Annotated in this window: 8 protein-coding genes; 5 read left to right on the forward strand and 3 right to left on the reverse strand. The window is 70.4% G+C overall.

All coding sequences use genetic code 11. The annotated features are described in order from the left end of the window. The first annotated feature begins 32 nt into the window (after positions 1 to 32). Together bcsZ and AC1RVW_RS16540 are read left to right on the forward strand one after the other, a co-directional pair. On the forward strand, positions 33 to 1,238 hold the full coding sequence (gene bcsZ / locus AC1RVW_RS16535; protein WP_493201229.1) for a cellulose synthase complex periplasmic endoglucanase BcsZ: 1,206 nt from the start codon (positions 33 to 35) through the stop codon (positions 1,236 to 1,238). Continuing rightward, positions 1,214 to 5,542, forward strand: a complete 4,329-nt coding sequence (locus AC1RVW_RS16540; RefSeq protein WP_493201162.1) for a cellulose synthase subunit BcsC-related outer membrane protein — start codon at positions 1,214 to 1,216, stop codon at positions 5,540 to 5,542. Before bcsZ ends, AC1RVW_RS16540 begins: the two co-directional genes overlap by 25 nt. Before the next feature lie 19 nt (positions 5,543 to 5,561). Here AC1RVW_RS16540 and AC1RVW_RS16545 read toward each other — a convergent pair whose 3' ends face one another. Together AC1RVW_RS16545 and AC1RVW_RS16550 are read right to left on the reverse strand one after the other, a co-directional pair. Further along, a complete protein-coding gene (locus AC1RVW_RS16545) occupies positions 5,562 to 6,869 on the reverse strand; it encodes a putative bifunctional diguanylate cyclase/phosphodiesterase (protein ID WP_253819934.1) in 1,308 nt (435 codons plus the stop codon). Positions 6,870 to 7,076: 207 nt separating this feature from the next. Beyond that, the gene (locus tag AC1RVW_RS16550) at positions 7,077 to 7,412 is read right to left on the reverse strand and encodes a hypothetical protein (protein WP_106934408.1); all 336 of its coding nucleotides are present in this window, start codon (positions 7,410 to 7,412) and stop codon (positions 7,077 to 7,079) included. Positions 7,413 to 7,584: 172 nt separating this feature from the next. On the opposite strand from AC1RVW_RS16550, the gene AC1RVW_RS16555 reads away from it, so the two are divergent. The 3 genes from AC1RVW_RS16555 to AC1RVW_RS16565 are packed head-to-tail and all read left to right on the forward strand — an operon-like array spanning position 7,585 to position 10,317. After that, complete coding sequence (locus tag AC1RVW_RS16555; protein WP_493201164.1) at positions 7,585 to 8,262, forward strand: HAD family hydrolase; 678 nt, start codon at positions 7,585 to 7,587, stop codon at positions 8,260 to 8,262. Continuing rightward, positions 8,259 to 9,914: a phosphoglucomutase (alpha-D-glucose-1,6-bisphosphate-dependent) gene (gene pgm / locus AC1RVW_RS16560; RefSeq protein WP_493201166.1), complete on the forward strand. Its 1,656-nt coding sequence runs from the start codon at positions 8,259 to 8,261 to the stop codon at positions 9,912 to 9,914. Before AC1RVW_RS16555 ends, pgm begins: the two co-directional genes overlap by 4 nt. A gap of 4 nt (positions 9,915 to 9,918) precedes the next feature. Beyond that, a complete protein-coding gene (locus tag AC1RVW_RS16565; RefSeq protein ID WP_493201168.1) occupies positions 9,919 to 10,317 on the forward strand; it encodes a PPC domain-containing DNA-binding protein in 399 nt (132 codons plus the stop codon). A gap of 9 nt (positions 10,318 to 10,326) precedes the next feature. Here the strand turns inward: AC1RVW_RS16565 and AC1RVW_RS16570 are convergent, their stop codons facing one another. Next, positions 10,327 to 11,691, reverse strand: coding sequence for a homoserine dehydrogenase (locus tag AC1RVW_RS16570; protein ID WP_493201170.1), 1,365 nt, complete (start codon positions 11,689 to 11,691; stop codon positions 10,327 to 10,329). Positions 11,692 to 11,715: the final 24 nt, after the last annotated feature.

Raw genomic sequence — 11,715 nt, forward strand, 5'->3', positions numbered from 1 at the left:
CTCCCGCCCTCCCGCTGGCGAGCCGCCGCAACCTGCTGGCGGCCGCCGGACTCGCCCTTGCACTGCCGAAGCTGGCGGGTGCACAGGCGCCCGCGCCCGCCGCGGCGCCTGCATCGAACACAGCCGCCGCCTGCCATCCGGCAACAGACTGGGCCGCCTTCGCTGCGCGCCACATCCAGCCCGACGGCCGGGTGATCGACTTCAACACCGCGCAGCAGCAGTCCACGTCCGAAGGGCAGTCTTACGCGCTGTTCTTCGCGCTCGTGCACAACGACCGCGACATCTTCGCCCGCGTGCTGGCCTGGACCGAGGCCAACCTCGCCGGCGGCAGCCTCGCCAAGCAGCTGCCGGCCTGGCAATGGGGCCGCAAGCCCGAAGGCGGCTGGGGCGTGCTCGACCCGAATGCGGCGTCGGACTCCGACCTCTGGATCGCCTATGCGCTGATGGAGGCCGGCCGCCTCTGGAACGACAACCGCTACCGCACGCTCGGGCGCAGCCTGCTCGCGCTGGCGGTGCGCGACGACGTGATCTCGCTGCCCGGGCTCGGCCGCATGCTGCTGCCCTGGCCCAAGTCGGTAGCGAGCGGGCCGCTCTGGCGGCTCAACCCGAGCTACATGCCGCTGCAGCTGCTGCGCTATTTCCAGCAGGCCGACCCGAGCGGCCCGTGGCACGAAGTCACCGACAACACGCTGCGCATGTTCGGCAGCGTCACGCCCAAGGGTTTCGCGCCCGACTGGTGCGCCTGGTCGCAGGATGCGCGCGCCTTCGTGGCCGACCCGCAGAAGGGCGTCATCGGCAGCTACGACGCCATTCGCGTCTACCTCTGGGCGGGCATGCTGTCCGACAAGGACCCGGCCCGCAAGATGCTGCTGGCGCAACTGCGCGGCCCGCGGCTGCTGCTGGCCGACAAGCAGCCGGTGCCCGAGTACGTCGACACCGTGACCGGTGCGGTGCGCGGCATGGCGCCGCTGGGCTTTGCCGGCGCGATGCTGCCCTACCTCAAGGCGCTGGACGAAACCGAGGCGCTGGCCACGCAGGTTGCCCGCGTACCGGGCGGCCGTGCCGCCTTGCCGGCCGCGGCGACCTCCGGCGCGGCCGCCGCGGCGCCCCTGCCCTACTACGAGCAGGTGCTGCTGCTGTTCGGCCAGGCCTGGCTCGACGGCCGCTATGAATTCGGCCGCAACGGCCAACTGCAAACATCATGGAGAACGCTATGCCGTCCCAATCGACCGGCGTGAAGCCGAAGCGTCCCCCCTCCTTCCGCACCCAGCAATGGCTGGCCTGCATCGGCATGCTCGCGGCGCTCGGCACCGGCGGCCAGGCCTTCGCGCAGGCCGACGCCAGCGCCGCCCTCATCGAGCAAGGCAACTACTGGCAGGCCCAGGGCCGCGCCGACCTGGCCGAAGAGAGCTGGAAGAAACTGCTGAGCGTCAACCCGCAATCCGCCGACGCGATGTACGGCATGGCGCAGGTCGAGCTGTCGCGCAACAACGCCGAGCAGGTGCGCACCTGGACCAACCGCCTGCGCGCCGCGCATCCCAACGATCCCCGCGTCGCGCGCCTGCAGCAGCAGGCCCAGCAGCCCGGCCAGCAGGGCGGCACCTTGCAGCGCGCCCGCGCCGCCGCGCGTGCCGGACGCTCCGCCGAGGCGGTGGAGCTGTACCGCAGCCTGTTCGACAACCGGCCGCCGCCGGAGGCCGTGGCCCTGGAGTACTACCAGGCGCTGGCCAGCACGCCGCAAGGCATCGAAGAAGGCCGCAAGGGCCTCGAGCAGCTGGTGAAGGACCACCCGGAAAACGCCAACTACCGGCTCGCGCTCGCGCAGCAGAAGACCTACAGCGAACCGACGCGCCGCGCGGGCATCCGCGAACTGGTCGAGCTGGCCAAGCAGCCCGCCGTGGCCACCGCCGCGCGCGCCGCTTGGCGGCAGGCGCTGATCTGGCTCGACGCGCGCGCGCCCGACATTCCGCTCTACCAGGACTACCTCAGCAACAACCAGGCCGATGCCGCCGTGTCCGCGCGGCTTGAAACGCTCACCACCGCCAGGACCGCCGCGGCGAATGCGCCCGACGTGCCGGTGGGCGAAGGCTTCAAGGCGCTGGAACGCGGCGACCCGGCCACGGCCGAACAGCGCTTCCAGCAGGCGCTTCGCACCAAGGCCGACGACACCGAGGCGCTCGGCGGCCTGGGCTTGGTGCGGATGCGCCAGGAGCGCTTTGCCGAAGCGCAGGAGCTGCTGGAGCGCGCCGTGCGCGGCGGCGCCACCAAGTGGAACTCGGCGCTGCAAAGCGCCAACTACTGGGTGCTGGTCGGGCAGGCGCGCGCCGCCCAGGGCAAGAACGACCTGCGCGGTGCGCAGTCGCTGTATGAACGCGCCGTGCGCATCGACCCGCGCGAACCCGTGGGCCAGAACGCATTGGCCGACCTGCGCGCCGCCGCCGGCGACTTCGCGCAGGCCGAGCAGGGCTACAAGCGCGTGCTCGAGAGCAGGCCGCAGAACACGCAGGCGCTGCGCGGGCTGATTTCGGTGTACGGGCAGACCGGCCGCCCCGACGAGGCGCTGGCGCTGTCGCGCCGCCTCACGCCCGAGCAGGCCACGCAGTTGGGCGGCCTGCGCGACATCCAGGTCGAGCAGGCGCGCAACCGCGCCCGCCAGCAGGCGGATGCCGGCGACGCGGCCGGCGCCCAGCGCACGCTTGAAGACGCGATGCTCGCGGCGCCCGACAGCCCCTGGGTGCGGCTCGACCTCGCGAACATCTACCGCAAGCAGGGTATGGTCTCCGAAGCCCGCGGCGTGATGGAAGGGCTGCTGATGTCGCAGCCCGACATGCCCGACGCGCTGTATGCCAGCGCCCTGCTCGCCTCCGAAACCGGCGATTCGGCCGCCGGCATCCAGTACCTCGAACGCATCCCCGCCGGCTCGCGCACCCGCGACATGGCGACGCTGCAACGCCGCCTGTGGGCGCAGTCGCAGGCCGCCCGTGCGCAGGCACTCGCGCGGCAAGGCCAGGTCGACGCCGCGCGCGGCGTGCTCGCCCAGGCCGAATCGGCGCTGAGCGCGGACATGCCGGCCGAACTGTGGGGCCAGCTCGCAGGCGCCTACGCCGAAATCGGCGACGCGCCGCGCGCACTGGCCATGAGCCGCCAGCTGCTCGCACGCTCGCCTACGCCGAGCATCGGCGACCGGCTGCTGTATGCGTCGGTGCTGCTCAAGACGAAGCAGGACATCGAACTGTCCGCCGTGCTGCGCCAGCTTGCCGGCGTCAACATGACGGCCAGCCAGCGCAACGACTTCGACAGCCTGCGCATCGCCTTTGCGCTGCGCCAGACCGACGCGCTGCGCGAAGCCGGCAACCTCGAGGCCGCCTACAACGCGATGGCCCCGGTGCTGGCCGAGCGCCCGAACGACCCGCAGGCGATGGCCGCGCTGGCCCGCCTGTATTCGGCGGCGCGCGACGAAGGCCAGGCGCTGGCGCTGTACCAGCGCATCCTGCAGCGCAACCCCACCGACCTCGACACGCTGCTGGCCGCCGCCGCCAGTGCCAGCGCGCAGCGCGAGCACGGCGAGGCCGAGAACTACGTGATGGCCGCGCTGAAGCAGGCACCCGACCAGTCGCGCGTGCTGGCCGCCGCCGGCCGCGTCTACCGCAACGCAGGCGAAAGCCGCAAGGCCGAGCAGTACCTGCGCGCCGCGGTCGAAGCCGAACGGCAGGTCGCCTCGACCGGCTTCGCGGGAGCGGGCGGAGCGCCTTCGCAGATGCCGCCCGCCAACCCGTTCGCAGGCATGACCGGCGGCGCGCCGAGCGCGGCCGCGCCGGCCGGCTATCCGGCCGCCGGCGGCAATCCCTTCGCGCAGGCACGCTCGCAACCCGTCTCCTACCCGGTCGCGGCGAATGCGGCTTACCCCGCCTACCCTGCGGCGGGCTACCCTGCCGGTGCCTATCCCGCCGCCTACCCGGCAGCCCCCATGGCGGCGGCGCCTGGCGCGCTGCCCTGGGGCGCCGCGCCAGCCGCCACCTCGAACACCAAGGGCCGCGCCGCCACCACGCGCACCGCGCGCAACAGCAAGGCTGCCAACAACACGCCGCAGGCTTCCGCCTACATGGCGCAGCCGGGCGGGCAGCAGGTCTACATTCCGCAGGCGCAGCCTGCCGGCTATCCGCAGCAGCAGGCCGGCTATCCCGCGCCGGGCTATCCGCCGGCCGCCTATCCGTCGGCCAACGCGGCCTATGCGCAAGCCAACACGCCGCTGCCACGCAGCGAGCCGAGCTGGAACGCGCCGCTGCGCGCGGCACCGGCGCCGGCCAACTCGCTGCAGTCGGAACTGCAGGACCTGGAAGCACAGCGCGCGGTGAGCCTCACCGCGGGCACGGTGTACCGCAGCCGCGCGGGCGAAGCGGGCCTGAGCCAGCTCTCCGACTTCCAGCTGCCGATCCAGGCACGCTTCCCGGTGGGCGAAGGCAAGATCGTCGTCGGCGTCACGCCGACGGTGGTCGACGCCGGCACGCCCTCTTCCGCCTACTCCACCGCCAGCCGCTTCGGCGGCGGCCCCACGGCCTTCTACAACTCGATCGCCAGCCAGACCACGCCGGGCCAGCAGAACGCCGCGGGCGTCGGCCTGAACGTGGGCTACGAGGGCAAGAACTTCGAGGGCGGCATCGGCACCACGCCGCTGGGCTTCCCGACCACCAACGTGGTCGGCAACGCGACCTTCAAGGGCAGCTTCGGCGACTCCTGGACCTACAAGGCCGACATCTCCCGCCGCGCGGTGACCGACAGCGTGCTGTCCTTCGCCGGCGCGAAGGACGGGCGCACCGGCGAACGCTGGGGCGGCGTTGTTGCCACCGGCGTGCGCGGCGACATCGGCTACGACGACGGCACCTACGGCATCTACAGCTACCTGGCGGCGCACAGCCTCACCGGCAAGAACGTGGCGAGCAACTCGCGCGTGGAAACCGGCGGCGGCGCCTACCTGCACCTGTTGGACAGCCCCAGCTCCAAGCTCACGCTGGGCATGAACATCGGGCTGATGGGCTACCAGAAGAACCTGAGCTACTACACCTTCGGGCAAGGCGGCTACTTCAGCCCACAGAGCTTCGTGAGCGTGGCCTTCCCGGTCGACTGGACCGGCCGCGCCAACCGGTTCTCGTGGCGCGTGAACGCCTCGCTGGGCGTGCAGTCGTTCACCCAGAAATCGTCGCCCTACTTCCCCACCGACCCCTCGCGCAACACCGATGCGCAGCGCGTGGCGGACGCGGCCCTGGCGCTGGGGCTGAGCAGCTCGGCATACAACGGCATTTATCCGAGCAGTTCGAAGACCGGCCTGGCCTACAACTTCGGCGCGGTGCTGGAGTACCAGCTGGCGCCGAAGATGTTCCTGGGCGGCGCGCTGGGCTTCAACAACGCGCAGAACTACCGCCAGTTCACCGGCAGCATGTACCTGCGCTATGTGTTCGGCGGCTCCAGCAACCTGGGCGTGCCGAGCCTCGGCGGCGGAACCTCGCTGAGCCCGATGGTCTCGCCCTACACGCCGCTGCTGTAAGAGGAAGAAAGCCCGCGGCTCAGGCCGTGGGCGGTTCCGCGAGCGGCGCGGGCACCGGTTCGTCGGGGGTCGTGTCGCGGCCCCACAGGGGCGCGCTCTCGTAGGCGGCGACCCATTTCACGATGTCCTTGGCGGCCATCGGCATGGCGATGCCGTAGCCCTGGGCCAGCGTGCAGCCCATGGCGAGCAGCGCTTCGCCCTGCTTCACGGTTTCCACGCCCTCGGCCACCGCCGTGAGCCCCAGCGCATGCAGCAGCGCCAGGATGCCCTGCACGATGGCCCGGTCCTGCGCGTTGTCGAGCATGCCGCGCACGAAGGACTGGTCGATCTTCACGGCCGACACCGGCAGCTGGCGCAGGTAGGTCAGCGACGAATAGCCGGTGCCGAAGTCGTCGATGGTCACGCCCACGCCCAGCGCCTTGCAGGCCTCCACGAACAGCGCCACGTTGGCGAACTGGCTGATCGCCGTGGTCTCGAGGATCTCCAGTTCGAGCATGCCCGCGCCCAGCTTGGGAAACTGCGAGAGATGGCGCGCGAGGCGGTCGACGAAGTCCCAGCGCATCATGTGGCGCGGCGCCACGTTCACGCTGACCGACACCTGCAGGCCCGCCAGGCGCCACTGGTGCGCCTGCCACAAGGCCGTGGCGATGGCCCAGTCGCCGACCTGCTCGACCAGCGCGTCGTCTTCGATGAGCGGCACGAACTGGATCGGCGGCAGCAGGCCGCGCTCGGGGTGCTGCCAGCGGATGAGCGCCTCGACGCCGACGACCTCGCCCCGGCGCATGTCGACCTTCGGCTGGTAGACCAGGAAGAACTCGCCCTGCAGCAGCCCCTCTTGAATGCGCTGGCGCTCGCGCACCACCTGCTCGTCGGCACGCGCCTGTGGGGCGTCGAAATAGTGCACCTTGCCGTCGGCCGCGCGCTTGGCGAAGAAGGCCGCGTGCTGCGCCTGGCGCAAGGCGATCTCGGGGGGTGGCCCGTTGCTGTCGAGCATCATCGCGCCGATGCTGGCGTCGATGCTCGCCGTCTGGTCGCGCCAGGTCCAGGGTTCGGCCAGCGCGTTCTGGATGCGTTCGAGCACCTGCGCGCATTGCGAGGTGCCCAGGCCGGCGAACACGGCGGCGAACTCGTCGCCGCCCACCCGGGCCATGACGCTCTCGCGCGGCAGCTGGGCCTTGATGCGGCGCGCGACCTCTTCGAGCGCCGCATTGCCGGCAATCATGCCGAGGCGGTCGTTGAGTTCCGCGAAGCGATCGACGTCGAGATAGCACACGGCCGCGAGACGCTTGCCCGCACGTGCCCAATCGTCCATCAGGGGACGCAGCACTTCATCTGGCGGAAGGCGTGCCGAGCCGTCGTAATGCGACGGCAGAGAGACGGGAGGTTGCTTGATCGACAAAAGACTGTGGCTCCGGAAAGTCGCGGGCTATTGTTCTCCCAATTCTGGCTATTCGGCGCGTTGGAGCGCGGATTTGTGACAGCCGCTGTGTGCGCACAACACATGTGCATGCAAAAAAGGGCTTTATCTTCGCGCCTAACCGCAATAAGCACCCGCCACGCGGCCGCCCGGCTCCACCTGGATGTTGAGCCGCGTGGCGTCCTGGGCCGGATCGGGGGATTCGGCGGGCGGCACGGTTCGGGCCATCCGGGCACCTGCACGCTGGCGCATTTCCTCGACCAGCAACGGCGACACGCGCAGTCCGAGGCCGAAGCGCGCGGCGGCGGCCTGGCAGGTCTCGGGCGGCGGCGCGAAGCCCGGCGGCTCGGGAACGTCGGAGGTCAGCGGCCTGTCGGCCGGCGGTGACTGGCATCCGGCGAGCGCGAACACAAGGGTGGCCAGGGCGAGGCACCTGCCGTTCGTCATATGCATTGATTGATTTCCTCCAGGAACTCCGGGAATCGGGGCGCGGGCTGTTCTGCGGCAGAGGTTAAGCCAGCGGGCAGCAAGGCATCAACTAATTCGCATGGCCGTCGCCGGGCCTTGGCCGCCAGGCGTATGCTGGATGCGACGCGCCAATCGACAGCCGCCGCCCGCACACCCCATGACACAGCCTCCGTCCACCGTTTTCCTGATCGACGTCGACAACACCCTGCTCGACAATGACCGCGTCATCGCCGACCTGCACGCCCACCTCGAGGAAAACTTCGGCGCCGAAAGCTCCGCGCGCTACTGGGACGCCCTCGAGGCCCTGCGCACCGAGCTCGGCTACGTCGACTACCTGGGCGCGCTGCAGCGCTATAGGGCCGAAGAAAGCCGACGCGGCATGAGCGACTCGCGGCTGCTGCTGATGTCTGGCTTCCTGATCGACTACCCGTTCGCCGACCGCCTCTACCCGGGCGCGCTCGACGCGCTGAAACACCTGCGCCGGCATGGCCCCACGGTGATACTGTCCGACGGCGACGTGGTGTTCCAGCCGCGCAAGGTACAGCGCTCGGGCCTGTGGGACGCCACCGACGGCCGCGTGCTGATCTACGTGCACAAGGAAGAAATGCTCGACGCCGTCGCGCAAAGCCACCCTGCCGGGCACTACGTGATGATCGACGACAAGCTGCGCATTCTCTCGGCCATGAAAGCCGTCTGGGGGAACCGTCTGACGACGGTCTTCGTGCGGCAGGGGCACTATGCGCTGGATGCGCAGGCCATCGCCGCCTACGCTCCTGCCGACATCACCATCGAACGCATCGGCGACCTGATCAACTTCGACTTTCCATCGACATGAGCCAAGCCACCAATCCCCTCGCGGGCCAGCCCGCACCGCTCGACCTGCTGGTCAATGTGCCGCGCCTGATCTCGGCCTACTACACCGGCCGGCCCGACCCGTCCGTGCCGGCCCAGCGCGTGGCCTTCGGCACCTCTGGCCATCGCGGTTCGTCGTTCGACAACGCGTTCAACGAATGGCACGTGCTGGCCATCAGCCAGGCGATATGCGACTACCGCAGGCAGAAAGGCATCGACGGCCCGCTGTTCCTGGGCATCGACACGCATGCGCTGTCGACGCCGGCTTTCAACAGCGCGGTGGAAGTGCTGGCGGCCAACGGCGTCGAGCTGATGATCTCCAAGGACGACGAGTACACGCCCACGCCGGCCGTATCGCACGCCATCCTGGTCTACAACCGCGGGCGCACCGCGGGGCTCGCCGACGGCATCGTCATCACGCCCTCGCACAACCCGCCGGAGAGCGGCGGCTTCAAGTACAACCCGCCCAACGGCGGCCCGGCCGGCACCGACATCACCTCGGCCGTCGAGGCCGCGGCCAACACGATGCTGGCGAACAACCTCGAAGGCGTGAAGCGCCTGCCGCTCGCGCAGGCCCTGCGCGCCGACACCACGCACCGGCACGACTACCTCAACACCTACGTCGAAGACCTGGCGCAGGTGCTCGACATGGATGCCATCCGCGGCGTGGACATCGACCTGGGCGTCGATCCGCTGGGCGGCGCGGGCGTGCACTACTGGCCGGCGATCGCCGAGCGCTACAAGTTGTCCCGCCTGAACGTGCTGAGCCAGGAGGTCGACCCCACCTTCCGCTTCATGTCGCTCGACTGGGACGGCCGCATCCGCATGGATCCGTCCTCGCCCGACGCGATGCACAAGCTGATCGCGCTGAAAGACCGCTTCGGCATCGCCTTTGCCTGCGACACCGACCATGACCGCCACGGCGTCGTCGCCGGCAGCACCGGGTTGATGCAGCCGAACAGCTACCTCGCGGTGATGATCGACTACCTCTACACGCACCGCCCGCAATGGCCCGCCCAGGCCGCCGTCGGCAAGACGGTGGTGAGCAGCCAGATGATCGACCGCGTCGCCGCGCGGCTGGGCCGCAAGCTGTACGAGGTGCCGGTGGGCTTCAAGTGGTTCGTCGACGGGCTGGTCGATGCGTCGCTGGCCTTCGGCGGCGAGGAAAGCGCGGGCGCGACCTTCCTGCGCAAGGACGGCTCGGTATGGACTACCGACAAGGACGGCATGGTGCCCGCCCTGCTCTCCGCCGAGATCGCCGCGCGCACCGGACGAGACCCCGGCGAACGCTATGCCGAACTGACGCAGGCGCTGGGCCAGCCGGTGTCCGACCGAGTGGATGCGGCGGCCACGGTCGAGCAGAAGAAGCGGCTGTCCAGCCTCTCGCCCGCGCAGATCAAGTCGACCGAACTGGCGGGCGACAAGATCGTCGACGTGCTCAGCCACGCTCCCGGCAACGGCGCAGCCATCGGCGGCGTGAAGGTGGTGACCGCGAACGGCTGGTTCGCGGCCCGGCCTTCGGGCACGGAGAACATCTACAAGATCTACGGCGAGAGCTTCAAGGGCACGGAGCACCTCGCGCGCATTCTCGAAGAAGCGCAGCAGGTGGTCGACGGAGCGCTGTCGGGGGGCTGAGGGCGTGCAGACGCTGGTGCTGCGGCTGAACCCCGGCGACGACCTGCGCGCGTCGCTCGATCTCGCGCTGAAGCAAGGCGGCGGCGAGGCGGCGTTTGTCGTCTCCGGCATCGGCAGCCTGAGCGGCGCGAGCATCCGCTTCGCGGGCGCGGCGAATGCCACCCGCATCGAGGGCGACCTGGAAATTCTCACGCTGGCGGGCAGCCTGTCGCCGGACGGCTCGCACCTGCACGTCAGCGTGTCGGACGCCGTGGGACGTGTCTTCGGCGGACATGCCGCGCCGGGCTGCACGGTGCGCACGACCGCCGAGATACTGGTCGCGTGGCTGCCGCAATGGCACTTCGCGCGCACGCACGATCCGGCCACGGGCTACGCCGAACTCGCGCCACGCCCCAAGGCCTGAACACCGGGTTCAACCGGCGAGTTCTTCCACCCGCAGCGTCGTCACCGCGCCCGCCACGGCCGCGTGCTCCTGCAGCGCGTGCACCGCGAGGTCCACGGTGCCCTGCGCCACCGGGCCGGTCAACACCAGCACCTGCGGGCCCTGGCCAGGCCGTTCGGCTGCCAGCGCCACCTGCCGCACCGGCACCTTCTGCTCGCCCAAGCAAGCCGTGACCGCCTGGATCTGGCTGGCCGCCCGCACCGGCACGCGCAGGTAGTGCAAGGTGTCGACGGCCGCGCGCGGCAGCACCTGCAGGGCATTCGTCGCATGCGCATGGAAGCCCAGGTGCGGCACGTGCTGCGCGGCAGCGACGCCGTCGAGCCGTGCCACGTCCACCAGGTCGGCGATCACGGCCGATGCGGTCTGCTCGGAGCCCGCGCCGGCGCCGTAGTACATCGTGAGGCCGGCCGCGTCGCTCTTGACCATGACAGCGTTCATCGAGCCCTTCACATGCGCCATCAGGTGGTCCGCGGGAACGAGCGCGGGCTGCACGCGCAGCTCGACGCCGGCCGCACGCCGGCGCGCGACACCCAGCAGCTTGATGCGAAAACCGAGCTGCTCGGCGCAGGCCACGTCGATGCCCTGCAGGCCACTGATGCCCTCGACCTGCGCATCGGCAAACCGCAGCGGCATGCCGAAGGCGTTGGCGGCGAGCAGCGCGAGCTTGTGGGCGGCGTCGATGCCCTCGATGTCGAAGGTCGGGTCGGCCTCCGCATAGCCCAGCGCCTGCGCCTGCGCGAGCGCGGCGGCAAAGTCCAGGCCCTCGTCGCGCATCTTGCTCAGGATGAAGTTGGTGGTGCCGTTGATGATGCCGGCCACCCACTCGATGCGATTGGCCGCCAACCCCTCGCGCAGCGCCTTGACGATCGGGATGCTCACGGCCACCGCGCCTTCGTAGGCCACCACCACGCCCTGCTCGCGCGCGGCCGCGAAGATGCGGGCGCCGTGCACCGCCAGCAGCGCCTTGTTGGCGGTGACCACGTGCTTGCCGTGTGCGATGGCGGCCAGCACCCATTCGAGCGCCGGACCGGTGCCGCCGGCCACTTCGACGACCACGTCGACTTCAGGATGCGTGGCGACCTGCATCGGGTCGGCCGTGAGGGGAACGCTCCCTCCCACGATGCCCGCGGCGCGATCGAGATTGCGCGCCGCGACGATCACCAGCTCGATCGCCCGGCCGGCGCGGGCCGCGATCTCCGCCTGGTTGCGGGCCAGCACCCGGAAGGTGCCCGAGCCCACGGTGCCGATGCCGATCATCCCCACGCGCAGGGTACGGGTGACGGCCGGGCGGCTGTCGTGCAGGGGCTCGAGGGATTCAACGGGATCGCGGTACATGGACATCTCCAGACGAAAAAACAA

The sequence above is a fragment of the Variovorax sp. MPBD4-3 genome (assembly GCF_058809745.1).

Excerpts from the sequence above, each read along its gene's own strand:
- AC1RVW_RS16540 (WP_493201162.1), top strand. The coding sequence starts at position 1,214 with ATGCCGTCCCAATCGACCGGCGTGAAGCCGAAGCGTCCCCCCTCCTTC.
- AC1RVW_RS16550 (WP_106934408.1), bottom strand. The coding sequence starts at position 7,412 with ATGCATATGACGAACGGCAGGTGCCTCGCCCTGGCCACCCTTGTGTTC.
- AC1RVW_RS16555 (WP_493201164.1), top strand. The coding sequence starts at position 7,585 with ATGACACAGCCTCCGTCCACCGTTTTCCTGATCGACGTCGACAACACC.
- pgm (WP_493201166.1), top strand. The coding sequence starts at position 8,259 with ATGAGCCAAGCCACCAATCCCCTCGCGGGCCAGCCCGCACCGCTCGAC.
- AC1RVW_RS16570 (WP_493201170.1), bottom strand. The coding sequence starts at position 11,691 with ATGTACCGCGATCCCGTTGAATCCCTCGAGCCCCTGCACGACAGCCGC.